General features: G+C 65.4%; 20 protein-coding genes. 11 read left to right on the forward strand and 9 right to left on the reverse strand.

From position 1 onward, the window contains the following. Positions 1 to 22: 22 nt before the first annotated feature. From accB to AC0L3X_RS03440, 5 genes are all read right to left on the reverse strand, one after another. Positions 23 to 511, reverse strand: coding sequence for an acetyl-CoA carboxylase biotin carboxyl carrier protein (gene accB, locus AC0L3X_RS03420; protein ID WP_085401096.1), 489 nt, complete (start codon positions 509 to 511; stop codon positions 23 to 25). 35 nt (positions 512 to 546) lie between these two features. Then, a complete protein-coding gene (gene aroQ, locus AC0L3X_RS03425) occupies positions 547 to 1014 on the reverse strand; it encodes a type II 3-dehydroquinate dehydratase (RefSeq protein ID WP_014495592.1) in 468 nt (155 codons plus the stop codon). A 258-nt stretch (positions 1015 to 1272) separates the two neighbouring features. Beyond that, on the reverse strand, positions 1273 to 2082 hold the full coding sequence (locus tag AC0L3X_RS03430) for a DUF1236 domain-containing protein (RefSeq protein ID WP_354131269.1): 810 nt from the start codon (positions 2080 to 2082) through the stop codon (positions 1273 to 1275). Positions 2083 to 2319: 237 nt separating this feature from the next. After that, complete coding sequence (locus tag AC0L3X_RS03435; RefSeq protein ID WP_063983550.1) at positions 2320 to 3087, reverse strand: DsbA family protein; 768 nt, start codon at positions 3085 to 3087, stop codon at positions 2320 to 2322. 98 nt (positions 3088 to 3185) lie between these two features. After that, positions 3186 to 4589, reverse strand: a complete 1404-nt coding sequence (locus AC0L3X_RS03440) for a M48 family metalloprotease (RefSeq protein WP_063983549.1) — start codon at positions 4587 to 4589, stop codon at positions 3186 to 3188. 177 nt (positions 4590 to 4766) lie between these two features. On the opposite strand from AC0L3X_RS03440, the gene AC0L3X_RS03445 reads away from it, so the two are divergent. From AC0L3X_RS03445 to AC0L3X_RS03455, 3 genes are all read left to right on the forward strand, one after another. Continuing rightward, positions 4767 to 5954 carry a pyridoxal phosphate-dependent aminotransferase gene (locus AC0L3X_RS03445; RefSeq protein ID WP_063983548.1) on the forward strand — a complete coding sequence of 396 codons (1188 nt, stop codon included), beginning with the start codon at positions 4767 to 4769 and terminating at the stop codon, positions 5952 to 5954. Between the two features lie 106 nt (positions 5955 to 6060). Next, on the forward strand, positions 6061 to 6618 hold the full coding sequence (locus tag AC0L3X_RS03450; RefSeq protein ID WP_473316276.1) for a biotin transporter BioY: 558 nt from the start codon (positions 6061 to 6063) through the stop codon (positions 6616 to 6618). Between the two features lie 83 nt (positions 6619 to 6701). Further along, complete coding sequence (locus tag AC0L3X_RS03455; protein ID WP_063983546.1) at positions 6702 to 8036, forward strand: dicarboxylate/amino acid:cation symporter; 1335 nt, start codon at positions 6702 to 6704, stop codon at positions 8034 to 8036. A 35-nt stretch (positions 8037 to 8071) separates the two neighbouring features. Here the strand turns inward: AC0L3X_RS03455 and AC0L3X_RS03460 are convergent, their stop codons facing one another. After that, positions 8072 to 8956, reverse strand: a complete 885-nt coding sequence (locus AC0L3X_RS03460) for an SDR family oxidoreductase (protein WP_063983545.1) — start codon at positions 8954 to 8956, stop codon at positions 8072 to 8074. Positions 8957 to 9047: 91 nt separating this feature from the next. On the opposite strand from AC0L3X_RS03460, the gene AC0L3X_RS03465 reads away from it, so the two are divergent. Continuing rightward, positions 9048 to 9884, forward strand: coding sequence for a helix-turn-helix transcriptional regulator (locus AC0L3X_RS03465; protein ID WP_473316256.1), 837 nt, complete (start codon positions 9048 to 9050; stop codon positions 9882 to 9884). Positions 9885 to 9945: 61 nt separating this feature from the next. Here AC0L3X_RS03465 and AC0L3X_RS03470 read toward each other — a convergent pair whose 3' ends face one another. Both AC0L3X_RS03470 and AC0L3X_RS03475 read right to left on the reverse strand, forming a co-directional pair. Next, on the reverse strand, positions 9946 to 11178 hold the full coding sequence (locus tag AC0L3X_RS03470; protein WP_063983543.1) for an NAD(P)/FAD-dependent oxidoreductase: 1233 nt from the start codon (positions 11176 to 11178) through the stop codon (positions 9946 to 9948). A gap of 66 nt (positions 11179 to 11244) precedes the next feature. Beyond that, a complete protein-coding gene (locus tag AC0L3X_RS03475; RefSeq protein ID WP_354131271.1) occupies positions 11245 to 14340 on the reverse strand; it encodes an Rne/Rng family ribonuclease in 3096 nt (1031 codons plus the stop codon). A gap of 705 nt (positions 14341 to 15045) precedes the next feature. On the opposite strand from AC0L3X_RS03475, the gene AC0L3X_RS03480 reads away from it, so the two are divergent. The 7 genes from AC0L3X_RS03480 to AC0L3X_RS03510 all read left to right on the forward strand — a co-directional run bounded on the left by AC0L3X_RS03480 (position 15046) and on the right by AC0L3X_RS03510 (position 24456). Then, positions 15046 to 16341 (forward strand): N-acetylmuramoyl-L-alanine amidase, encoded by a 1296-nt coding sequence (locus tag AC0L3X_RS03480; RefSeq protein ID WP_354131272.1) that lies wholly within the window; start codon positions 15046 to 15048, stop codon positions 16339 to 16341. Between the two features lie 263 nt (positions 16342 to 16604). Then, positions 16605 to 19115, forward strand: coding sequence for a penicillin-binding protein 1A (locus tag AC0L3X_RS03485; protein WP_014495579.1), 2511 nt, complete (start codon positions 16605 to 16607; stop codon positions 19113 to 19115). A 104-nt stretch (positions 19116 to 19219) separates the two neighbouring features. After that, a protein-coding gene (gene prfB / locus AC0L3X_RS03490; protein WP_100213929.1) for a peptide chain release factor 2 occupies positions 19220 to 20351 on the forward strand; the annotation gives its coding sequence in 2 pieces (ribosomal slippage) (positions 19220 to 19288 and positions 19290 to 20351; 1131 coding nt in all). Continuing rightward, positions 20351 to 21232 carry an NAD(P)-dependent oxidoreductase gene (locus AC0L3X_RS03495; RefSeq protein WP_063983539.1) on the forward strand — a complete coding sequence of 294 codons (882 nt, stop codon included), beginning with the start codon at positions 20351 to 20353 and terminating at the stop codon, positions 21230 to 21232. Before prfB ends, AC0L3X_RS03495 begins: the two co-directional genes overlap by 1 nt. A 14-nt stretch (positions 21233 to 21246) precedes the next feature. After that, a complete protein-coding gene (locus tag AC0L3X_RS03500; RefSeq protein WP_063983538.1) occupies positions 21247 to 22122 on the forward strand; it encodes a DMT family transporter in 876 nt (291 codons plus the stop codon). Between the two features lie 77 nt (positions 22123 to 22199). Continuing rightward, entirely contained in the window at positions 22200 to 23111 is a 912-nt protein-coding gene (locus AC0L3X_RS03505; protein WP_354141729.1) for a DMT family transporter, read from the forward strand. A gap of 109 nt (positions 23112 to 23220) precedes the next feature. After that, positions 23221 to 24456: an ABC transporter substrate-binding protein gene (locus AC0L3X_RS03510; RefSeq protein ID WP_063983536.1), complete on the forward strand. Its 1236-nt coding sequence runs from the start codon at positions 23221 to 23223 to the stop codon at positions 24454 to 24456. On the opposite strand, the gene AC0L3X_RS03515 is transcribed toward AC0L3X_RS03510, so the two are convergent. Beyond that, on the reverse strand, positions 24457 to 25737 hold the full coding sequence (locus tag AC0L3X_RS03515; protein ID WP_354095334.1) for an O-antigen ligase family protein: 1281 nt from the start codon (positions 25735 to 25737) through the stop codon (positions 24457 to 24459). Between the last annotated feature and the right edge of the window lie 8 nt (positions 25738 to 25745).

Below are 25745 nucleotides of genomic sequence, written 5' to 3' on the forward strand. Positions count from 1 at the left end.
GGCGGCTGACCGCCCACGACCATTACTCAATGATGACGAGCGGCTCGCCGTACTCGACCGGCTGGCCGTCTTCGACCAGAATCTGCGTCACCGTGCCGGCGCGCGGCGAGGGGATCTGGTTCATGGTCTTCATGGCTTCGATGATCAGCAGCGTCTGGCCGACCGAGACCTTGCTGCCGACCTCGATGAACGGCTTGGCGCCGGGCTCCGGCGCCCAATAGGCGGTGCCGACCATCGGCGAGATCACCGCGCCCGGATGCTTCGACAGGTCGGCCGCGGCTGGCGCGGCGGCAGCCGCGGCTGCCGGCAGGATGGCGGGAGCGGCCGCCATCTGCATCGGCATGGTCGCGGCGACGCTGATGTTGCGGGCGACGCGCAGGCGAAGGCCGGCCCGTTCGATCTCGATCTCGGTGAGGCTGGTCTCATCGAGCAGAAGTGCGAGCTCGCGGACGAGCGCGGAATCCTCGCTGGAAAACTTTACGGCTGCTTTGTCGTCTGGCTGGCGCGCCATGTTCTGATCCGAATGTTCTGTGTGAAGAGGGAGCGTCAGGCTTTGGGCTTGATGCCGAGCTTGGCGGCAAGGCCCTGGATCGCGAGGCGGTAGCCCTCGATGCCGAAACCGCAGAGCGAGGCGAAGGCCGCGCGCGCGGTGTAGGAATGGTGACGGAAGCTCTCGCGGGCGTGGATGTTGGTCACGTGCACTTCGACGGTCGGAATCTGCACCGCGAGCAGCGCGTCGTGCAGCGCGATCGAGGTGTGCGAATAGCCGCCGGCATTGATGATGATGCCCTTCATCTTGCGGGCGTGCGCCTCGTGGACGAAGTCGATCAACTCGCCTTCGCGGTTCGACTGCCGGCAGTCGGCCTTGAGGCCGTATGCCGCCGCCGCTTCGCGGCACAGTGTTTCGACGTCGGCCAGCGTCGCATGGCCATACTTCTCGGGCTCGCGCGTCCCCAACATGTTGAGGTTCGGCCCGTTGAGAACGAGGATCGTGTCGGTTGCTGGTTCGGCCATTCCAATCCCGCAAGAGGTGCTTCGGCGTGGCGGGGGTTATAGGTAACAAAGCGCCTTAGGGGAAGCCTTGAAGGACCTCCCAGGGGGCTTCAAACAGCTCATCCGGGGTGCAAAAACCTGTGCGGAAGTTACGGAAATTGCTTGTTAACCAGTTCTAATCGTGGCTGCCGGGCGGGATAGGCAGGGGAGGCCGCCCAATAGGCCAAAAGCCCCTGCCGATCTCTCGGCAAGGGCTTATCGGGCCGTCAGCCAGGTGGCTTAGCCTTCGATGATGTACACGATCTCGCGCGTCTGCGGACGGACGATGATGTACTGTCCGCGGACGTAGATCACGTCATAGCCGCGCCACTCCGGATAGATTTCCACGATCCGGGGCGGCAGCGGATGGAAGCGAACGGACGCCGGGATCGCGGCGCCGACCGAGATGTTGAAGTTGACGTTGGTGGTCTCTTCGATCTTGGTCGACTTGATCGCCGTTGAGATCTCGGTCCGCTTCTCGGCAGGCGGTGCCGCAGCGGTCGCAGGCGCGGCGCCGGTCGTGGTCTGAGACTTGGTGTCGGCAGCCTTGCTGTCCGCGCCCTTGGTCTGGGCGTTCATGTTGCCGCTCTTGGTGTCAGTCTCGGTGCTCTTGGACTTGTCCATCTGGGACTTGTCCATCGTGCTCTTGGACTTGTCCTGCGCGGACTTGTCATGCGCGCCCTGGGCGTGCTCACCCTTCGTCGCGCCGGCCTTCTCGTCAGCCGCGTTCTTGTTCATCGTGCCGGATTTTTCCATCCCGCCTGACTTTTCCATCGCACCGGATTTCTCCGTCGCGCCAGACGACTTCTCCTCGGCTGCTCCGCCGGGCTTCATGGCGCCGCCAGCCTGGCCGACGGTGCCCCTTTCGGGAGCGGCTTCCTTGCCCATCGCGCCACGTTCAGCCGCGCCGCCGGCGGGTTGCGAATGTTGCGTCGGCTGCGCACCGGCCCCGCCACCGCTATCGCGGTTCATGGTGCCCTGTGCGTTCGCCAGCCCGGTGCCTGCGACGAGCGCGAGCGCGGCGACCGAGATCATAAAGCGGTTAGACATCAAATTTCTCCTCACGTGTTTCTTAGCGTCATTGCCCGCGCCACCAACGAAAGGAGATTTGAGTTGTTCCGGAACATCGGCGGTTCCGGGGTATTTGTTTCTTAAACGCGAGATGAATGCGCGCGCCGGATTCGCGCCAGAATTCGCGCAGAGCTGCGGTCAACGAAAAAGGCCGGCTGTTCAGCCGGCCTCGTCGCATGCGCAGATTGTGAAATGCGGGATCAGCAGGTCGCCTTGTTAGCAAGTCGCCTTGCCGCAACGGGCAACGCCGATCTTTTCCTTCAGGCCTTCGAGGCCGACGGCGCCGATCACGATCTGCTTGCCGATCACGTAGCTCGGCGTGCCGTTCATGCCCATCGCTTCGGCGAGCTTGAAATTCTCCTCGATGGTGGCGCGCACCTCGGGGCTGCCGATGTCCTTCTCGATCTTCGCGGTGTCGAGGCCGGCTTCCTTGGCCGCCTGCAGCGCGCGCGCCTTGTCGGCGGCGCCACGGCCGCCGAGCAGCTTCTGGTGGAAGTCGAGATACTTCTTGCCGGTGGGATCCTGCATGCGCACGGCGACCGCGACCTGTGCCGCTTCGACCGAGCCCTGGCTCAGCACCGGAAACTCCTTGAGCACGACCTTCAGCTTCGGATCGGCCTTCATGAGGTCGAGCATGTCGCCCATCGCGCGCTTGCAGTAGCCGCAATTGTAATCGAAGAACTCGACGAAGGTGACGTCGCCGTCCTTGTTGCCGAGCACGACCTGGCGCGGCGAGTTGAAGATCGCATCGGAGTTCTGCGCGATGCTGGCTTCGTGCTTCTGCGTTTCGGCCGCGGCCTGGCGCTTGGTGAGCTCGGTCATCGCTTCCTCGAGCACCTCGGGATGGGTGACGAGATAGTTCTTGATGATCGCCTCGATGTCGGTGCGCTGGGCATCCGAGAAGCTGTCGGCCGACGCGGGAACGGCCGCGCCGAAGATGGCGAGCGCGAACAGCGCGGGAGCAAGCAGGCGCAGCGAAGGCATAGGCAAATCCTCTTATCGAAAGCTGGTTTCGGAAAACGTCCCGGCGGACTTAAGCTCGGTGTCGTGACGTCGTGGTGTCAGGCGTCGTCTTGGTCGCGTTAGTTGCGCGGCGGCTTGGCCGCCACGATGTCGTCGGCCTTGACCCATCCGGGCGTGCCGACGGCGAAACGGGTTTTCGCGCGCGTGGCGAGCTCGCGGGCGGTCTTGTTGTCGCCGCGCAGATAAGCGGCCTGCGCCGACGCCAGATCCGCCTCGGCATAGTCGCCCTTCCGGCCATAGGCCATCGCGAGCTGCATATAACCGAGCGCAGCCTCCGGTTCCCGTGCCACCGCGGCCCGGAGAATCCGAACGGCATCATCGGTGTAGGCCTTATTATCCGATCCAACCAGAGCCTGCCCAAGTAACATCTCGATGAGGGGCGCGTTGTTGGACAGCTGCACCGCCTTGCGCAGGGCAGGGATCGCCTCGGCCGGCTTGCCGCCCTCCAGCAGGGCCTGGCCGCGCACCTCGTAGAAATACGGGTTGTTCGGCTGGACCTGGATCAGCGCGTCGATCTGGGCCAGGGCGCTGCGTAAATCGCCGTGCAGATAGGTGCTGATGGCGCGGGCATAGCGCGCCGGCATGCTGTCGTTCGTCTGGGGATAGCGGCGGTAGACCGTCTCCGGCCGCTCCATGAACGCGGAAATCTTGGCGCGCGCCATGTCGTGGCGGAGCTGGAGCGCGGGATCGTCCTTCTTGTCCCAATAGGGGCTGGAACTGGCGAATTCCTGAAGCGACGCGACGCGCTCGGCGGGCATCGGATGCGACTGGAGATAGGGATCGGTGCCGCGGGCAGCGAACAGGCTCTCGCTGGTGAAGCGCTTGAAGGTCTCGTACATGCCCTTCGGCGACTGCTGGGTCGCGGTCAGGAATTTCACGCCGGCGCGGTCGGCGTTCTCCTCCTGCTGGCGCTGATAGGACAGCAGCGTGCGGCGGATCATCTCCTGCGGTCCGGCGATGGCGGCAGCACCGGCATTGGCGAGCCCGTTGTTGCCGGCGCTGTTGCTGCCGCGGGTGCTGCCCACGGCGATCGCGCCGGCCCCGAGCAGCATGGCGATGATCATCTGGGTCTGGGCGTTGGCGAGCTGTTCGCGCAGCTTGGACAGATGGCCGCCGGCCAGATGTCCGGTCTCGTGCGCGAGCACGCCGATGATCTGGTTCGGCGTCTCCGACTGCATGATCGCGCCGTAATTGACGAAGATGCGGCGGCCGTCCGCGACGAACGCGTTGAACGAGCCTTCGTTGATGATCACCATCTGGATGTTCTGCTTTTCCAGACCGGCAACGCGCAGGATCGGGCGCGTGTATTCGCGCAGCAGCTGCTCGGTTTCGGTGTCGCGCAGGATCGGCGGCCCCTTGGCCTGCGCATGCGCGGCCGGCATCGGCAACAGCGCGATCGCCGCGGCGGTGACGAGGGCGGTGAGGGAGGAGGCCTTCTTGCGCAATGCGATCTGGAGCAACATCAGGCGGTCTGGGTCAAACGGTCTTGATCAAGCAGTTTCGTGATTGGTTTTTGGCGATTGGCGGCGGACCGGATACGAGATATGCCCTTATGAGCCGTACAATGCGGCCAGTCTGGGGCGCAAGCGCCCCGTTTCCGGGACCGAACCGACCGGTTCGCCAGCGAATAGCAGAATTCGATGCACGATGCGACATTGAGGAACCGGGTGGGGCAGTGGCTCGAGCCCTCCCGCCGCAGCGATGTTCCCCCGTTCATGGTGATGGACGTGATGGCCGCCGCGGCCCGAATCGAGGCGGCAGGCGGCCACGTCATCCACATGGAGGTCGGCCAGCCCGCAACCGGCGCTCCAAAGACCGCGATCGCGGCCGCTCATGCGGCGCTCGAGGCGGGGCGGATCGATTACACCTCCGCGCTCGGCATCCCCTCATTGCGCGAACGCATCGCGCGCCACTATCGGGATGCCTATGGCTGTGATGTCAGCCCCGAGCGGATCGTGGTGACGACAGGCTCCTCCGGCGGTTTCATCCTGGCTTTCCTGTCGATGTTCGCGCCCGGCGACCGCGTCGCCGTGACGGTGCCGGGCTATCCGCCCTACCGTCACATCCTCACCGCGCTCGGTTGCGAGCCGGTGCTGATCGAGACCACCAATGACACGCGCCACGCGCTGACCGGCGAGGCGCTGCTGGCGGCCCATCGCAAGGCGCCGCTCAAGGGCGTGCTGGTCGGCAGCCCGGCCAATCCGACCGGGACGATGATGTCCCGCGAGGCGCTTGCCGGCCTGATCGCTGCGGCGGAAGATGCCGGCATCCGCTTCATCTCCGACGAGATCTATCACGGGCTCGACTACGCGTTTCCGGCGGCGACGGCGGCGGCGCTGTCGGAGCACGCACTCGTGATCAACTCGTTCTCGAAATATTTTTGCATGACGGGCTGGCGCGTCGGCTGGATGGTCGTGCCCGAGATCCTGGTGCGGCCGATCGAGCGGCTGCAGCAGAACCTGTCGATCTCGGTGCCTTCGCTGTCGCAGATCGCGGCCGAGGCCGCCTTCGACGGCGCGGCCGAGATGGAGGAGATCAAGCACGGCTATCAGGAAAACCGGCGCATCCTGATCGAGGGATTGCCCAAGGCGGGCCTCAGCAAGTTCCTGCCTGCCGACGGCGCCTTCTATCTCTACGCCGACGTCTCGGACTTCACCTCGGACAGTTTCGAGTTCGCCAAGCAGATGCTGGAGCAGGCGCACGTTGCGGCCACGCCGGGTCTCGATTTCGATCCCATCCATGGTCGTTCGTTCATACGGCTTTCCTATGCGCGTTCGGCAGCGGAGATGCGGGAGGCAGTTGACCGGATCGCTCACTGGCTTAAATAGCCGCGAGTTTTCGACAGCCGTTTCGACACCAGCCCTGCGGAGTTCAACTTTGTCTGACCGTTCCCTCCCGTCCGTCGCCACGCCGCATTCTCCTCTCGCCGCATTGATGTGGCCGACCCGTCCGGGTGAAACCGTCGGCGCACTTCGCGCCGTCGTGCTGATTGCGCTCGGCACCGCCTTGATGGCGCTATCAGCCAAGGTGAATCTGCCACTGCCTTACGTGCCCATGACCCTGCAGACGCTGGTCGTGCTGATGATCGGCGCCGCCTATGGCTGGCGCCTTGGCAGCGCAACCATGATCGCCTACCTCGCCGAAGGCGCGATGGGGCTGCCGGTGTTCGCCGGCCCGGTCGGTGGAATTGCACCGCTGGTCGGCCCGACTGCCGGCTACCTGTATGGCTTCGTGCTGGCTGCCTTCATCACCGGCTGGCTGGCCGAGCGCGGCTGGGATCGCAACGTCGTGTTCCTGTTTGGAGCAATGGCGCTCGCCCATGTCGTCATCTTCATCGCCGGCTTCGGCTGGCTGGCCTACGTCATCGGCCTTGGCGCAACCAAGGCTTGGGCGATCGGCGTCGCGCCGTTCATTGCGGCATCGGTGGTCAAGAACGCGCTGGGCGCCGCGCTGATGCCGGCGGCCCGCCGGATCGTCGATCGACGCGGGTAAAGCGCACCATTCCGAGCAGTTCCGATTGACAGAGCCGGCCAAGTTGATCTTGGCTGGCTCTGAGTTTGAGGGGGAGTGAAACAATGACGACGACAACGATGGCGGGGGCGCCGGTCGCGCCGGCCGCCGCCAAGCCTTGGTACAAGGTTCTCTACGTCCAGGTGCTGATCGCCATCGTGCTCGGCGCCTTGGTCGGCTGGCTGTGGCCGTCGCTCGCCACCAACGAGTGGATCAAGGCGATGGGCGACGGCTTCATCAAGCTGATCAAGATGGTGATTGCGCCGATCATCTTCTGCACCGTGGTCTCCGGCATCGCGCATATCCAGGACGCCAAGAAGGTCGGCCGCATCGGCGTCAAGGCGCTGGTCTATTTCGAGGTCGTCTCGACCTTCGCGCTGGTGATCGGACTCATCATCGGCAACCTGGTGAAGCCGGGTGCGGGCTTCGGCAGCGCCGCCGCCAACGCGCAGGCCGTCGCCAACTACGCCAAGCAGGCCGAGGGCCAGAGGTCGGTCGACTTCATCCTGCACATCATCCCCGACACCGTGGTCGGCGCCTTCGCGCAAGGCGAGATCCTGCAGGTGTTGCTGTTCTCGGTGCTGTTCGGCTTCGCCATCATGGGCCTCGGCGAGCGCGGCCATACCATCCGCAGCTTCATCGATGACGCCGCGCATGCGGTGTTCGGAGTCATCTCCATCGTGATGCGCGCGGCGCCGATCGGCGCCTTCGGCGCAATGGCCTACACCATCGGCAAGTTCGGCACCGGGGCGATCCTCAACCTGGTCGGCCTGATCGCGACGTTCTACGTCACCGCGGCGCTGTTCGTATTCGTCGTGCTCGGAACCATCGCGCGCCTCGCCGGCTTCTCCATCTTCAAGTTCCTCGCCTACATCAAGGACGAGCTGCTGATCGTGCTCGGCACCTCGTCCTCGGAAAGCGCGCTGCCTTCCTTGATGGAGAAACTCGAGCGCCTCGGCTGCTCGAAGTCGGTGGTCGGCCTCGTGGTGCCCACGGGCTATTCGTTCAATCTCGACGGCACCAACATCTACATGACGCTGGCGACGCTATTCATCGCGCAGGCGCTTGGCTTCGATCTCACCTTCGGCCAGCAGCTCACCATCCTGGTGGTGGCGATGCTGACCTCGAAGGGTGCCTCCGGCATCACCGGCGCGGGCTTCATCACGCTGGCCGCGACGCTCGCCGTGGTCGATCCGCGCCTCGTGCCGGGCATGGCGATCGTGCTCGGCATCGACAAGTTCATGAGCGAGTGCCGCGCGCTGACCAACCTCTGTGGCAACGGCGTGGCCTGCGTGATCGTCGCCTGGTGGGAGGGTGAGCTCGACCGCGACAAGCTCAACGCCAACCTCGCCAGACAGATCGATCCGACCGACATGGAAACGGCCGTCACGACGGACTGATCTGCAAGCGGAATCTGACGGCGCGGGCGGCGCCGTCAGACCTCGAAATAATGGGGCTGGTCGAGATCGTCGATCAGCCCTTTTTCTTTCGGCGCCCAGCTGAGCGAAGCGCGCGTCTTGGCGCTTGAGGTCGGAACGTCGATGCCGGCGAACTGTGCGAACCAGCCGAAATGCGCGGCCGCTTCCTCAGGCGATTTGGACACGACGGGGACGCCGAGCCGTCGGCCGATCACCTCTGCGATCGCCTTGAACGGCACGCCTTCCTCGGCGATCGCATGATAGCGCCGCGCGGTCGCGCCTTGCTCCAGCGCGAGACGATAGACGCGCGCGGCGTCGAGGCGGTGCGCGGCCGGCCAGCGGTTTTGGCCTTCGCCGATATAGGCCGCGGCGCCTTTCTCCCGGGCGAGCGCGATCAGGCGCGGCACGAAGCCGTGGTCGCCCTCACCGTGGGTCGTGGGCGGCAGCCGCACGATGCCGGTGCGGACGCCGCGCTCCGCGAGGTCTTCGGCAGTGGCTTCCGAGACGCGCGGAAAGTGGCGGGCCGCCGCATCGTCTTCGGTCGCGAGCCGTCCGGGCGCCAGCAGCGCTACACCGGATGTGACGATGAGAGGGCGGTCGGAGCCTTTGAGCTCCTCACCGAGCGCGAGGATCGCGCGGCGGTCGAGCTCGCAATTGTCGGCGAATTTCGAGAAGTCGTGGTTGAAGCCGAGATGCAGCACACCGTCCGAAGCGGCGGCGCCGCCGCGTAAGGAGGCATGATCCTCCAGCGACCCACGATGGACCTCGGCGCCCATCGCGGTGAGCGCTGCGGCGCCGGCATCGGAGCGGGCGAGGCCGTTTACGCTATGGCCGGCGGCCATCAGGTCTCGAACGACGGCGGAACCGACGAAGCCGGTGGCACCGGTAACGAAAACACGCATGCGAAATCTCCTGGTGTTGGTGGAGAGAACCATCTGCGCTACAGTTATCCGGGTAAAGTAGTGACATTATCAGGGTATAATAGCTAACAGGATGAGCGAGAGCGCTGCCGCCGAGAACTTGCTTGGGGCCTATCTGAAGGACCGTCGCACCCGGCTCGATGCAGCCGCGTTCGGCTTCTCCGGCAGCCGCAGGCGCACGCCGGGTCTGCGCCGGGAGGAAGTGGCCCAGCGCGCCAATATCAGCTCGACCTGGTACACCTGGCTGGAGCAGGGCCGCGGCGGGGCGCCATCGGCCGACGTGCTCGACCGGATCGCGCGCGCGTTGATGCTGACCGATGTCGAGCGCGAGCACCTGTTCCTGATCGGCCTCGGCCGCCCGCCTGAGGTGCGCTACCAGGCGAGCGAAGGCGTCTCGCCGCGGCTGCAACGCGTGCTTGATGCGCTCTCATTGAGCCCGGCGTTGGTACGCACCGCGACCTGGGACGTCGTCGCCTGGAATCGCGCCGCAAGCGTCGTGCTGACCGACTACGGCGCGATCCCTCCGAGACAGCGCAACATCCTGCGCTTCATCTTCTGCGATCCGCGCGTGCGCGCCGCGCAATATGACTGGGACAGTGTGGCACGCTTCGTGGTGGCCGCATTCAGGGCAGACGCGGCGCGAGCAGGTGCCGTCTCGCATGTCGCCGATTTCGTCGACGAGCTCTGTCGGACAAGTCCGGAATTCGCGGCGCTCTGGCGCGACAATGACGTGCGCCATCATGGCGACGGAACCAAGCGGCTGCGGCATCCCGTTCACGGCACGATGTCGTTCGAATATTCGAGCTTCAATGTCGAGGGCCGCTCCGATCTCAGCATGATCGTCTACAATCCGGCGACGCCCGAAGATGCCGACCGCATCAGGAAGCTGCTGGCCGAGCGCGCCGACTGACGGAATTTGCCGGCTCGCGCATCTCAGTCGCGCTCGCGGTGCGCGCCGCGGACGCCGACAGCTAGAAGCGCTCAGGCCGGTATGGCGTCGGATCGATCGCCGGCGTCTCGCCGCTCATCATCTCGGCGAGCAGGCGACCGGTCGCGGGCCCGAGCGTAAAGCCCTGGTGGCCGTGGCCGAAATTCATCCAGAGGCCGGGATGACGCGGGGCTTGCCCGAGCACCGGCAGCATGTCGGGCGTGCAGGGGCGGGTGCCGAACCACGGGTCGGGCTCGACGCGCCTGCCGAGGTCGATCAGCTCTCGCGCCGAAGCTTCGGCACTCGCGAGCTGCACCGGCGTGGCGAGCGCGTCCATGCCGGTCAATTCCGCGCCTGTGGTGATGCGGATGCCCTTCGCCATCGGACCCATGGCATAGCCGCCGGCCTTGTCGACCAGCGGCAGATCGAGTGAGGCGCCGCCGCTGTAATGCATGTGGTAGCCGCGCTTGCGTACGAGCGGAATGCGATAGCCGAATTTGTGCAGGAGATTGGGCGACCAGGGCCCGAGCGTCACGACGGCGGCCGCAGCGTCGATGGTTCCCTGGTCCGTGTCGACCGACCAGCCGGTCGCGGTCTGCCGCAAGGTCTGGGCATCGCCGAGCACGATGGTGCCGCCGAGGCGTTCGAACAGCTCGGCATAGGCCGTGACCAGTGCGCCGGGATCGGACACGGTCCAGGTGTCGAGCCAATGGATCGCACCGGGCAGGTCGTCGCGCAGAATCGGTTCGGCCTTGGCGAGCTCGGCCCCCGAGAGCGCGCGAAACCTCACGCCGAATTCGCGCTGGTCTTGTTCCGCCGCCTTGACGGCGAGATCGAAGGAGGCTGCGTCGCGATGCAGATGCCGGTAGCCCGCGCGGCGGATCAGATTGTCGGCATGGGCTTCGCGAATGAGGATGTCGTGCTCCGCCGTCGCGTAGGCGATCAGCCGCGCCCAGGCGTCGATCGCCTCGCGATGCCGCTTCGGCGCCGAATGCCACCAGTAGCGGAGCAGGGGCTCGATATGGAGATGAAGCGACGACAGGCTGTAGCGCACGTCATTGGTGCGGCCGGTCGCGATCTTCAGGAGCGAAGCGAGGTCGCGCGGCATCGGATAGGGACGCACGGCTTCGGCCTGGATCATCCCGGCATTGCCGTAGCTGGTCTCGCGGCCCGGCTCCCTGCGGTCGACGAGCGTGACCGACCAGCCGCGCTGCCGGAGGTGCAGCGCCGCGCTCACGCCGATCATGCCGCCGCCGAGAACAATTGCGCTTTGCATCGAAACTGACCTCGCTAAATCAAAACCGCCCGGTTTGGCCGGGCGGTTTCAACTGCTTTGTTCGCTCTACTCGCCGCCGCCGAACCGGCGAGACCACCAGCCGGCGCGACGCGGGGCGGCCGGGGTTTCGGTTGCCGCCTCCGGCGTGGGTTCAGCGGCTGGTGCGGGCGGGGCAACCGGCTCTGGCGCTGCCGCAACCGGTGTTGCCGGCTCGCTCGCGCTGCTCGACAGGAAGCTCACCTTTTCCCGGACCGTGGAGCGGCGACGCGCTGCCTTGTCGTCGGCGGGCTCGTCGTCCGCGGCGGCAGGAGCGGGCTCAGGCTGGGCCGGCGCCTCAATCTGCACCTCGGCGCGCGGCTCGGGCTCGCTGACCTGAGGCTCGGCGGTGGTGTGTTCGGCCTGCGCGATCGAGGGCGCAGCCTCGCCGCCAAAGCTGTCGAAATCGGCGACGGCATCGGTCGCTTCCGACGGCGCATTGGCTGCGAGCTCGTCGCCGATGGAGCCGGCGAGACCTTCCTCGTTGCCACCGCGACGGCGGCGTCCACCGCGACGACCACGTCGGCGACGGCGATCGCCGTTGCCCTGCTGCTCGCTGCGGGCCGCCTGGTCCTCACCTTCCTCGCCGTCCTGTTCGGACTCGGAATCCTCTTCACCTTCGCTGGCCGCCACGGCCGCTTCGGAAGACGCCGGAGCGCCATCCTCGCGCAACTCGCCGTCGCGCGGGGCACCGCGGCCGCGCCGACGCCGGCGGCGCTTGCGGCGCTGGCCATCCTGGTCGGAAGCCGCTTCGCCGCCAGCCTGCTCCTCGGCGAGGCCTTCGGTTTCTTCGGTCTCGACCTCGGATTCCAGCTCCGGATCGAATTCCTCGTCGTCATAGACTTCTTCGGCTACGGGCGGCGGGCTTGCGGCGGCCTGTGCCGCCAGCAGCGCCTTCGCTGCTTCCAGCGTATGCACCTGCTCGCCGCGGTCGATGAGATAGGCCTGCGGTCCGCTGACGCTGGGGTCGGCGATGACGGCCAGCGTGACCTTGAAGCCGTTCTCGAGGTCGCGCAGATGGCCGCGCTTGTGGTTCAGCACATAGAGCGCGACGTCGGTGCGGGTGCGGACCACGAGATTGTGGGTCGCGCCCTTCATCAGGATCTCTTCGAGGCCGCGCAGCAGCTGGAGCGCAACCGAGGAGACCGAGCGGACATGGCCGGTGCCGCCGCAATGCGGGCAGGGATCGGTCGAGGATTCCAGCACGCTGGCGCGGATGCGCTGGCGCGACATCTCGAGCAGGCCGAAATGCGAGATGCGGCCGACCTGGATGCGGGCGCGGTCCTGCCGCAGGCAATCGGACAGCTTGCGCTCGACCGCGCGGTTGTTGCGCTTCTCGTCCATGTCGATGAAGTCGATGACGATCAGGCCGGCGAGGTCGCGCAGGCGGAGCTGGCGGGCGACCTCTTCGGCCGCTTCCAGATTGGTCTTGAGCGCAGTGTCCTCGATATGGTGCTCGCGGGTCGATCGTCCGGAGTTGACGTCGATCGAGACCAGCGCCTCGGTCTGGTTGATCACGATGTAGCCGCCGGAGCGCAACTGCACGGTCGGAGAGAACATCGCATCCAGCTGGCTTTCGACGCCCATGCGCGAGAACAGCGGCTGGCCGTCCCGATATTGCTTCACCGCGCTGACATTGGCGGGCATCAGCATCTTCATGAAGTCGCGCGCTTCTCGGTAGCCGGACTCACCGGCAACCGAGATCTCGTCGATCTCCTTGTTGTAGAGGTCGCGCAGCGAGCGCTTGATCAGCGAGCCTTCCTCGTAGACCAGGGTCGGGGCCTGCGACTTCAGCGTCAGGTCGCGCACCGTCTCCCACATCCGGATCAAATATTCGAAGTCGCGCTTGATCTCGGGCTTGGTACGGGCGGCGCCGGCGGTGCGCAGGATGATGCCCATGCCCTCGGGCACGTCGAGATCCTGCACAACTTCCTTCAGGCGGGAACGATCCTGGGCGCTGGTGATCTTGCGGCTGATGCCGCCGCCGCGCGCGGTGTTCGGCATCAACACGGCATAGCGGCCGGCGAGCGAGAGGTAGGTGGTCAGCGCTGCGCCCTTATTGCCGCGCTCTTCCTTGACGACCTGTACCAGCATCACCTGGCGGCGCTTGATGACTTCCTGGATCTTGTACTGGCGGCGCGGGCGGAAGGTGCGCTCCGGCACCTCCTCCATCACGTCGTCGCCGCCGACGGATTCGACGTGTTCCTCTTCGGCTTCCTCGCCGTCCTCGTCCTCGTCGTCTTCCTCCTCGGACTCCTGATGGCGAGCATCAGTGCTTTCGCCGGCAGCGTAGACGGCGTCGGCCGGTTCGGCGGAGGCGGTCACGGCTTCGGCGAGAGCCTCGGCATGGGCTTCGGAGGCGATAGCCTCCTGCGGTTCGGAAGCGGTCTCGGTCGCGACCACGGGCTCGGCGCCGAAGGCTGCGACAGGCGCGGGCGTTTCGTCGGCATGATCATGGTCGTGATGATCGTGCTGGCCGTCGTGGCCGTGGTCATGATCGTGATGATGGTCGTCGTGCCCATGATCGAGATGATCATGGCCTTCGTGGTCATGATCGTGGTGATCATGATCGCCATGTTCGTGGTCTTGATGCTCGTGGCCGTCGTGCTCGCCGTGATGCTCCGTCTCGGCGTGCAGGTGCTCGCCCTCGTGCGACGCACCCTCGATGTGCAGGGCGTCGCTCTCGACCGGCTGGGCCGCTGGATCGGCGCCGGCCTCGAGGCCCTCGACGATGTCGCTGCGGACGCGTTCGCCTTGACTGCGGCGGCGGGAGTTGCGGTGGCGCGAGCGGCGGCGGCCGTGGGAGCGGTTCTCGCTCTCTTCCTCGGCCTCGCGATGGGCCTGTTCCTCGGCCTCGATCAGTGCCTGCCGGTCGGCGACCGGGATCTGGTAGTAATCGGGATGGATTTCGCTGAAGGCGAGGAAGCCGTGGCGGTTGCCGCCATATTCGACAAAGGCGGCCTGGAGCGAAGGCTCCACCCGGGTGACCTTGGCGAGGTAGATATTCCCGCGCAGTTGCTTGCGTTGTGCGGTCTCGAAATCAAACTCTTCGACGCGATTGCCGCGGACCACGACGACCCGGGTCTCCTCCGGGTGGGTGGCATCGATCAACATCTTGTTGGGCATGTCTTAACTCTTGGCGGCGGCGGGCGCGATTCACCGTGGGCGCGATTAGCGCTGCCGGGTGCCGCGACGGTCCACCTGATTCGGGGGTGAGGGGAAGGCCGAAACGCCGTCTCTCGCGCCTTGCCGAAACGGAAGCTGGAGGGCCGAAGCGGCGCGCGGGATTGTCACTCCGCAGCGTCGCGAACGGTCCTTCAGAATTCGTCGGCACAGTCTGGCGCATCAAGCGTCGGCCCGTATGAAACATTGGGCGGCGGGGCCGCCCCTCAATCAGTTGCTGCTGGCCAGGCATGGCGCGAGCGCGCTCGCCTTGGGGATTACGAACCGCTCCCTTGGGATTAAGGGACCGGGTAACGAGTCACGTCGCTGTCAAAACCGTCCCGGAAACGCGGTGGTAACCAGGGACCGTCCGCCACCGGCGCTTGACCCGCTCCACCTCGCTGCCGCGCACCGCGCTGGTCTTTGAGGGGAACGGAAAAACGCTGGAATTCCCAAACCTTGAGAGTTCCGGCGCTGCACCGGGAGGCTGAACGCGACACAACCGGAAATATCGGCCGTCAGCACTCCGTACATACGTGGAATGGACCAACCGTGCAAGGGAGCGTCGCACGGCGGTCACAGTCGGGGAGTTTCGTATATCTGTCATTAAGCGACGATTAACCCTGTGGTTCTATTGCGTTAGAAGGGCCGCTCGGAGGCACTGAATCGGTGACGAGCCGCACAAATCAAAGGGTTTTGCTGGGATGCGCGCTTCTGTGCGCCGCAGCATTGGTATGCGCTGATTCCTGGCGCCTGAGCGCGGCGGAAAGCCAGCCGCAACCCTCTGTTGCGGTAGCGAATTTTCCAACCGCGTCCGCCGCCCGGCTGGCCGGCGATGGCAAGCAGACCCGCTTCATCCTCGACATCGATCAAGCCGTCACCTTCCGCGCCGTGACGCTCGCCGACCCGTACCGGGTGGTGGTCGATGTGCCCCAAGTCAATTTTCAACTGCCTGCGGGCACCGGGGTCGAGGGGCGGGGACTGGTCAAGGCCTTCCGCTACGGGCTGGTCATGCCCGGCGGCTCGCGAATCGTGTTCGACCTGACAGGCCCGGTCAAGATCGCCAAGTCCTACGTGCTGGAGGCCGCCAATGGCCAGCCGGCCCGGCTCGTGCTTGAGCTGGAGGAGGTCGACCGGACCGCCTTCGTGCAGTCGCTCCTCCCCGAGAAGCGCCCCGAACTGCGGCCCGCAATCGCCGACGCGCCGCCGGCAACGGTTCCGGCCGCCGCAGCTCCGGAAGCCGGGCAGCAAAAGGTCGACGGCCGCCCGATCGTCGTGATCGATCCCGGCCATGGCGGCATCGACAACGGCACGCAGTCGGGCGGCGAGAGCGAGAAGAACCTGGTGCTGGCCTTCGGCCTGGCGCTGCGCGACCGGCTGGACAAGACCGGCAAATTCCGCGTGGTGATGACACGGGACGACGACACCTTCATTCCGCTCAACGACCGGGTCAAAGTCGCCCGCGGGCTCAAGGCCGCCTTGTTCGTCTCCATCCACGCAGACGCCCTTCCGAAGGCCGAGGGCGATGCGCAGGGCGCGACCATCTACACGCTGTCCGACAAGGCCTCCGACGCCGAGGCGCAGCGGCTGGCGGATGCGGAAAACCGTGCGGACGCGATCGCCGGTTTCAACCTCGCGGAAGAGCCGACCGACGTCGCGGACATCCTGATCGACCTCACCCAGCGAGAAACTCGTACCTTTTCAAGCCGTTTTGCCCGCCTGTTGATGGGCGAAATGAAGTCGTCGGTGCGGATGCACAAGCATCCCCTGAAGTCGGCCGGCTTCCGGGTCCTCAAGGCGCCAGACGTGCCGTCGGTGCTGGTCGAGATCGGCTATGTCTCCAACAAGGGCGACCTCGAGCATCTGGTCTCGGAGGGGTGGCGGTCCAAGGCCGTGGGCTCGATGGCGCAGGCGATCGACGGGTTCCTGACCAAGCGGATGGCGACGGCCGGATCGTCAAATTGACGACCGGGGGATCGTCGAATTGACGACCGGGAGGCGTCGAATTGAGAGGGATTTTCCGTCCCGTTGCAAAAGCCCTAGTTTGGCCACAGCGGGCGCTTTATAAAAATGCCGCAGGGGGTTCCGGAATCGGCGAGAATCCCGTTCGGCAAGCGTCTTGGGTCCGGCACTGATGTAATTGAGTAGGCCGGTAAATTCGCGACGTGGAGTTGGCGCCTGTTTTGGGTGCCTTGAGCTGATCCAGAGTTTGAACGGATAAACATATAATGCGCTTGCTGGTGCGGTTCATGGGCTTCCTGTTCGCCGCGGGAACGGTGGTGTTCCTTGTCGGTGTCGGGGCCGTGGCAGGCCTGATCTGGCATTTCTCCAAGGACTTGCCGGACTACTCTCAGCTTCAGGATTACGAGCCGCCGGTGATGACCCGCGTGCACGCGGTCGACGGCTCGCTGCTCGGCGAATACGCCAAGGAGCGCCGGCTATACCTGCCGATCCAGGCGGTGCCGAAGCTCGTGATCAACGCCTTCCTCGCGGCCGAGGACAAGAATTTCTACGAGCATGGCGGCATCGACTACACCGGCATGGCGCGCGCCGGCGTGCTCTTCATCCAGAACTACGGCTCGAACCGGCGTCCGCAGGGCGCCTCCACGATCACCCAGCAGGTCGCCAAGAACTTCCTTCTGACCAACGAGGTCTCCTTCGCCCGCAAGATCAAGGAAGCCTTGCTGGCGATGCGCATCGAGAAGACCTATTCGAAGGACAAGATCCTCGAGCTGTACCTGAACGAGATCTATCTCGGCCTTGGCGCCTACGGCATCGCGGCCGCTTCGCTGGTGTATTTCGACAAGTCGGTGAACGAGCTGACGGTCGCTGAAGCGTCCTATCTCGCCGCGCTGCCGAAGATGCCCGCGACGCTGCATCCGGTGCGCAACCGCGATCGCGCCATCGAGCGTCGCAACTACGTGATCGACCGTCTGCTGGAGAACGGCTGGATCAAGCAGGCCGACGCCGACAAGGCTCGCAAGGAGCCGCTGGCCGTCACCAACCGTTCCAACGGCGCTCACACCTTCGCCGGTGAATATTTCGCCGAGGAAGTCCGCCGCGACATCTTCGAGCGCTACGGCGAGAAGAAGCTCTACGAAGGCGGTCTGTCCGTCCGCACCACGCTCGATCCGAAGATCCAGGTCATGGCGCGCAAGGCCATGGTCGCCGGCCTCGTGAACTATGACGAGCAGCAGGGCTATCGCGGCGCCATGAGCAAGCTCGATATTTCGGGCGATTGGGGCGTGAAGCTCGCCGAGATCAAGTCGCTGTCCGACATCTCGCCATGGCGCATGGCGGTGGTGCTGGAGACCAGCGACCAGTCGGCGCGCATCGGCTTCCAGCCGAACCGCGAGCTCGGCGGCGCCATCAGCAAGCAACGCGAGACCGGCATCGTCACGGTCGACGGCGTGCGCTGGGCGAGGGCGGCCCAAGGCAACGCCAAGGGCAAGACCCCTACGTCGGTGGCGCAGGTGTTGCAGCCCGGCGACGTGATCTATGCCGATCCGCTCTACACCAAGGAGGGACAGCCGGTCGAAGGCCAGTACCGCCTGCGCCAGATCCCCGAAGTGTCCGGCGCGATGGTGGCGATGGATCCCTGGACCGGCCGCGTGCTCGCGATGGTCGGCGGCTTCTCGTTCGACCAGAGCCAGTTCAACCGCGCCACGCAGGCCTACCGGCAGCCGGGCTCGTCGTTCAAGCCGATCGTCTATTCGGCCGCGCTCGACAACGGTTATACGCCCTCGACCGTGGTGCTCGACGCGCCCATCGAAATCGACCAGGGCCAGGGCGCCGGCGTGTGGCGGCCCGAAAACTTCTCGTCCGGCAAATTCCAGGGACCCGTCACGCTGCGCAACGCTTTGCGGCAGTCGCTCAACACCGTGACGGTGCGCCTTGCGCAGGACATCGGCATGCCCCTGATCGGCGAATATGCGCGCCGCTTCGGCGTCTATGACGAATTGCCGAACTATCTCTCCTACGCGCTCGGCGCCGGCGAGACCACGGCGATGCGCATGGTCACGGCCTATTCGATGCTCGCCAATGGCGGTCGCCGGGTGAAGCCGACCTTGATCGACCGTATCCAGGACCGTTACGGCCGCACCATCTTCAAGCACGACCAGCGCGAATGCCGCGGCTGCGACGCGCCGGGCGGCTGGAAGAACCAGGCCGAGCCGCAGCTGATCGACCGCCGCGAGCAGGTGCTGGATTCCATGACCGCCTATCAGATCACCGAGCTGATGGAAGGCGTGGTCCAGGCCGGTACCGCAACCGTGGTCAAGGAGGTCGGCAAGCCGATCGCCGGCAAGACCGGCACCACCAACGAGGCCAAGGACGCCTGGTTCGTCGGCTTCTCGCCCGACGTCGCCGTCGCGATCTATATGGGCTACGACAAGCCGCGCGCGCTCGGTAGGGGCAACGCCGCGACCGGCGGCCATCTGGCCGCGCCCATCGCGCGCGACTTCCTCAAGCTTGCGCTCGCCGACAAGCCCGCGGTTCCGTTCAAGGTGCCGGCCGGCATCAAGCTCGTGCGCGTCGTCTCCAAGACCGGCATGCGCGCCGGTCCCGGCGAGACCGGTGGAACCATCCTCGAAGCCTTCAAGCCGGGCACGGCGCCGCCTGACAACTACTCGGTCATCGGCGTCGCCGATGCCGACGGGCGCGGCGGCGTGCCGGCGTCGCAGCAGCAGCAGCCGGATTCCGGCTTCTTCATGCGGCCGGGCACCGGCGGGCTGTACTAGCGGATAAGACAGACGATCGCGGTTCCGGCGGTTGCGCTTTGCAGCCGCCGCCGCTACATCCCGATCTGAATTGCACGCGGGATTCCGCGAGATCAGAGAACAACATGCGCGCCGAAATCGAACGGTTGGTAGAAGAGATCAAGCAGTCAGTCGGGCTGCTGAGGAGGCATCTTTGACGTCGAGAAATCGACGGCGCGCCTCGCTGAGCTGAACAAGCTCGCAGAAGATCCCAACCTCTGGAACGATCCCCAGAAAGCCCAGAAGCTGATGCAGGAGCGCACCTCGCTTGAGGATTCGCTCTCGGGCATCGGCAAGGTCGAGCAGGAGCTCGAAGACGACATCGGCATGATCGAGCTCGGCGAGGCCGAGGGCGATGCCGGCGTCGTCACTGAGGCCGAAACCGCGCTGAAGAACCTGAAGAAGGAAGTCGCCCGGCGCGAGCTCGAGGCGCTGCTGTCAGGCGAGGCGGATCGTTTCGATTCCTATCTCGAAGTCCATGCCGGTGCCGGCGGCACCGAAAGCCAGGACTGGGCGCAGATGCTGCTGCGCATGTACACGCGCTGGGCCGAGACGCACGGCTTCAAGGTCGAATTCCTCGAAGAGTCCGAGGGCGAAGAGGCCGGCATCAAGTCCGCGACGATCCAGGTCTCCGGCCACAATGCCTATGGCTGGCTGAAGACGGAGGCGGGGGTGCACCGGCTGGTGCGCATCTCGCCGTTCGATTCCAACGCGCGGCGGCACACCTCGTTTTCGAGCGTGCAGGTATTCCCCGTCATCGACGACAGCATCAAGATCGACATCAAGGAAGCCGACGTCCGCGTCGACACCATGCGCTCGGGCGGCGCCGGTGGCCAGCACGTCAACAAGACCGAATCCGCGGTGCGCCTGACGCATATTCCGACCGGCGTTGCCGTGGTCTGCCAGGCCGGCCGCTCCCAGCACAAGAACCGGGCGCAGGCCTGGGACATGCTGCGCGCGCGGCTTTACGAGATCGAGCTGAAGAAGCGCGAGGAGAAGGCTGCCGCCGACCAGGCCGCCAAGACCGATATCGGCTGGGGTCACCAGATCCGCTCCTACGTGCTGCAGCCCTACCAGATGGTGAAGGATTTGCGCACCGGCGTGCAGACGTCTGACACGTCGGGCGTGCTGAACGGTGAGCTCGACGACTTCATGGCCGCAACCCTGGCGCAGCGCGCCTTCGGCACCACCGGCGCCGACATCGAGGACGTCGACTGATGTCCCGCGTCGCCTTCATCGGGTTGGGGCGGATGGGCCACGGCATGGCCGGCCGCTATCTCGATGCCGGCTTCACGGTGACGCTTTGGAATCGCAGCAAGGCAAAAGCGGACGACCTGATCGCGCGCGGTGCGCATTGGGCGACCTCGCCTGAGGATGCCGCGATCGATGCCGATGCGGTCGTGACCATGGTCGCTGATGACGAAGCCTCGCGCGTGGTCTGGCTCGGGCCTGAGGGCGCGGCCAAGACGGCAAAGGCCGGCACCATTGCGATCGAGTGCTCCACCGTCTCCTATGACCACGCCCGCGAGATGGGCCGCGAACTGAACGCGCGCGGGCTGATCTACATCGACTGCCCCGTGACGGGATTGCCGGATGCGGCAGCGGCCGGAAAGCTGACGCTGCTCGCCGGCGCTGACGCAGCTGATCTCGAACGTGCGCGGCCGTTCCTCGAACCGATCGGCTCGACCATCCGCCATTTCGGCGCGGTCGGCTCCGGCACCGTCTACAAGCTCATCAACAATCTCTTGGGTGCGATCCAGATCGCGGGCCTTGCCGAAGGCCTCGCCATCGCCGAACAGGCCGGGCTCGACATGAACCTGGTGCTGGAATCGATCCAGGCCGGTGTCGCGGCAAGCCCGCAGGTGCAGCGTCACTCCAGGCGCATGGTCGCCCGCGATTTCAGCGGCGCGACGTTTACGGCGGCGCTGCGGCACAAGGATGCCGCCTACGCGGTGAGGCTCGCCGAAAGCCTGCTCGCCGACAAGCCGCTGGTCTCGCGCGCTGCGGTCGAGTCCTACGCGCAGGCGAAGGCCGCAATGCCCGACGACGATGAAGGCAAGATGATCGAGCTGGTGTCGCGGCCGAAGAAGCCGACCTAGCTGGACGCATCAACATGGGGCAGCCTCGTTCGGATCGCGGTCTCGGCATTGCCCTCGTCATCGCTGCCGCAGTTGCCTGGAGCACGGCGCCGTTCTTCACGCGCCTCTTGCCGTTCGACCCCTGGACCATCCTGTTCTGGCGAGGCCTGTTCGCGGGCAGCCTGATCACGGTCTTTCTCGTCGTGATGCAGGGTCGCGCTGCGCTGTGGCAATTGGTCGTGCCGGGGAAGGGCGGCCTGCTCGTCGCGTCCTTGTCCGCGGTCGGCATGGTCTCGTTCATTCCCGCGCTTCAGATGACCAAGGTCATGAACGTCGCCGTGCTGATTGCCACCCAGCCCTTCATCGCGGCCGCGCTGGCATGGCTGTGGCTCGGCGAAGCCGCGACGTGGCGTACGCTGACCGCGAGCCTGATTGCCTTTGCCGGCGTCGTCATCACGGTCGGCGGTGTGCAAGCCGGCGCCGATCTCGGCGGCGTCGCGCTGAGCTGCCTGATGGTGCTTGCCATCTCCGCCATGACCGTCGTGGTCCGGCGCCATCGCGAGACGTCGATGGTGGCCGCGGCCGCGCTGTCGAACTTCATGGGAAGCCTCGTCAGCCTTCCCTTCGCCCACGACATCGCCCATGTCGGCGGCAATGGCCTTGCGATCCTCGCGATGTTCGGCTGCCTCCAGGTCGCGCTCGGCCTGACCTTCTACATGCTCGGCTCGCGCTTGCTGCCATCAGGGCAGGCTTCCCTGATCGCGACGCTGGAAACGCCGCTGATGCCGTTCTGGATCTGGGTCGCCTTCCGGGAGTTGCCCGCCGTGCATGCGCTCATTGGCGGCGCGCTGGTGATTGGAGCGGTGATCGCCGATATTGCCGGTGACGCTCGCTCGCGGCGCCCTTCCTGAACAACGTTGTCGGAAATCGGGTGGCGGCCTGTCTCGCGCCGTCCTAGGCGGCAGGCTCGGCCGCCGAGGTGAAGCACATGTCCCCGAACGATAACAGGATCGATGCGCGAGACTGGTCGCTGCTCGCGGTGCTCTCGGTTCTCTGGGGCGGATCGTTCTTCTTCAATGGTGCGGCGCTGCGGGAATTGCCGCCGTTGACGCTGGTGTTCCTGCGCGTCGCGCTTGGGGCGGCCATTCTGCTGCCGTTGCTCCGGATGCAGGGCATCGGTCTTCCCAAGGGCATGGCGGGCTGGAAGCCGTTCGTCGCGATCGGGCTGCTCAACAACGTCATCCCGTTCTCGCTGATCGTGCTCGGACAGACCTTCATCCCGAGCGGACTGGCCTCGATCCTGAACGCGACCACGCCGCTCTTCACGGTGATGGTGATGGCGGCGGCCGGCGAAGAGGCCCTGCAGATGCGTCGGGTGGCCGGCGTGGCGCTCGGCCTCGCCGGCGGCATCATTCTGCGCGGATGGGGCATCGAAACGAGGCCGGGGCAGGGGCTCGGCATCCTGCTCTGCCTGGGCGGCGCGTTCAGCTATGGCTTTGCGGCGCTTGCCGCGCGGAGGCTGCTGAAGGACGCGCCTCCGCTGGGAACGGCGACGTTTCAGCTGATGGCGTCGACTGTGATGATGGCGGTCGTCGCCGGAGCTATGGAGCAGCCGTGGCACCTTTCGATGCCGGGTCTCACGACCTGGCTCGCGGTGCTTGGCCTGGCCGCCCTATCTACGGCGCTCGCCTACATCGTCTTCTTTCAGATCATTCGGCGTTCGGGCGCGACCAACGTGATGCTGGTGACTCTGCTCATTCCCGTCACCGCCATCCTGCTGGGATGGCTGGTGCTGGGTGAGCCGATCTCCGCGCGCGAGATCGCGGGCGCCATCGTCATCGGTAGCGCATTGCTCGTGATCGACGGGCGCGCGCTGAGACTGCTGCGGCGCACCGCGTAAGTTCCGGGTCCGTCGTTTCACGGCGCGGAAAATCGCGGCGCTTGCCAGCGGCGAACGGCCTTGCGACACTCTCCGCAAAACAAGACTACAAAACATAGGGGAGAGAACGATGCCGGGTCGTCGCGAAAGCCTTGCTGCCCTCGCCATTCTTGCTGCCGGCGTGCTCGTCACGGCACCGGCTCTGGCGCAGAAGAAATACGATCCCGGAGCCACCGACACCGAAGTCAAGATCGGCAACATCATGCCCTATAGCGGGCCGGCGTCGTCCTATGGCGTCATAGGCAAGACCGAGGCCGCCTATTTCAGGATGATCAACGATCAGGGCGGCATCAACGGCCGCAAGATCAACTTCATCAGCTATGACGACGCCTATTCGCCGCCGAAGGCGATCGAGCAGGCGCGCAAGCTGGTCGAGAGCGACGAGGTGCTGCTGATCTTCCAGCCGCTCGGCACGCCCTCGAACTCCGCGATCATGAAATACATGAATGCCAAGAAGGTGCCGCAGCTCTTCGTCGCCTCCGGCGGCACCAAGTTCGGCGACCCCAAGAATTTCCCGTGGACCATGGGTTTCCAGCCGAACTACCAGAGCGAGGGGCGGATCTACGCAAAATACATCCGCGATCATTTTCCCAACAGCAAGATCGCGGTGTTCTGGCAGAACGACGACGCCGGCAAGGACCAGTTCAAGGGCCTGAAGGACGGGCTCGGCGACAAGGCCGGCATGATCATTGCTGACAAATCCTATGAGGTCAGCGATCCCTCGATCGACTCGCAGATCGTGGCGCTGCATGACTCGGGCGCCGACATCTTCTTCTCATGGGCCGCCCCGAAGGGATCGGCGCAGGCAATCCGGAAGGTCGGAGAGCTCGGCTGGAAACCAAAATTCTTCCTCGCCAATACCGCGACCTCGGTCGCCTCGGTGCTCAAGCCCGCCGGGCTCGACTATTCCAAGGATATCATCTCGACCGTCTATCTGAAGGATCCGACCGACCCGACCTGGGACAAGGACCCGGCGGTGGTGAAGTGGCGCGAATTCATGGACAAATATTATCCCGATGGCGACAAGGCCAACGCCAACAACATCTACGGCTATGTGCAGGCCGAGGCGATGGCGCAGGTGTTGAAGCAGTGCGGTGACAATCTCACCCGTGAGAACGTGATGAAGCAGGCCACTAGCCTGAAGAATTTCCACACTGATCTGATGCTGCCAGGCATCATGGTCAACACCTCCACCGACGACTATTTCCCGATCGAGCAGATGCAGTTGATGCGCTTCAACGGGCAGGCCTGGGAGCTGTTCGGCGACGTCATCACCGGCGAGGTCGGCCACGAGCGGAGTCAATAGTCAGGGTTGGCGGCCGGCTCTTGCCTTCAGCGCCATGCCGCCGGCGACGCCGACGCCGAGCACATACATCCAGCCTTCGTGGAAATCGAACAAATGCGAGTTCAGAAGCGAGCTCGCGATGTTCTGTACGACGGCCACGAGCCCGATCCAGGCCGCAAGGCCTTCGTCAAGGAACAGGCGAAGGTGGGCGATCCACATGGCGTAGAGCAGGGCGACGCCGAGTATGCCCCATTGCATGCCGACATTGAGGGTCTGGTTGTGGGGATTGCTGACGATCTCCGCATCGAGGCTGCTTCCACCGGTGGCGGCGTGCTCGAACTGGCGCTTGATCGACCCGGTGCCGTGACCGGCCAGGGGCGCCTCGGCAAAGGCGTGAAGCGCCTTGCGCCAATAGGTCAGGCGTTGGGCGGTCGAGGCTCGGCTGATGTCCTCATGGCCGTGGCGGTATTCGACGGCGATGTCTGCAATGCGGTGGCGCAGATAGGGCGAGGTCGTCCAGGCCAGCGCGCTCGCGGTTATCGTGCCCGCGAGCAGGACCAGCGCCGCGCGCCGGCTCAAATGCCTCCAGGCGAGCAGTCCGAGCAGCACCGCGATGCACAGCAGCGCCGTGCGGGCGGAGGCGACGAACACCATGTTGGTGGCGAACAGCAGGATCAATGCCAGACAGAGGGCTGTCGCGACCACGTTTCCGCCGCGCCAAAAAGTCAACGCCGGCAGCGCGAGCGCAAAGGCGCTCAGCGTGAATTCCTGGCTCTGGTCGATGTAGTTCTTGACGGGAACGCCCGCCGACGCGGTCGCGGTGAGCTTCCAGGCGGGATCGTGCAGCACGATCCAGGAGTAGACTGCAAGCAGCGCGCAGGATACGAGAAAGCCAAGCAAAAGCCAGAAACCGCGTTCGGATCGGCTGAAGTGATAGAGCAGTGCTGGAATGAGCACGAGCTTTGCGACCGGCTTGATCGCATGCACCCGGTCGGCCCACGCGCCGTCCGACCAGAGCGTGCCGAGAAGCGCGAGCAGCAGGAAGACAAAGGGCAGGGCGAACGCAGGCCGTGCGAGCTGGCGTCCATAGTCGCGCCAGTCGATGGTCGGCGTCACCACCAGCAGCCAGAGCCCGACGAAGATCGAAGGCGCTGTGGTCGACCAGGGCAGGGACGCCGCGATCAACACAGCGAGCACATCGGCGGCCCCGATCAGAGCGGGCGATTTGCCCATGGCCTGCCATCGGGCGCGCAAGGCTTGTCGACCGGCCGGGCCGGACCATTCCGCGGTTTCAGCAGTCATGTGCAACG

Source organism: Bradyrhizobium sp. MI1.7 (genome assembly GCF_055811795.1).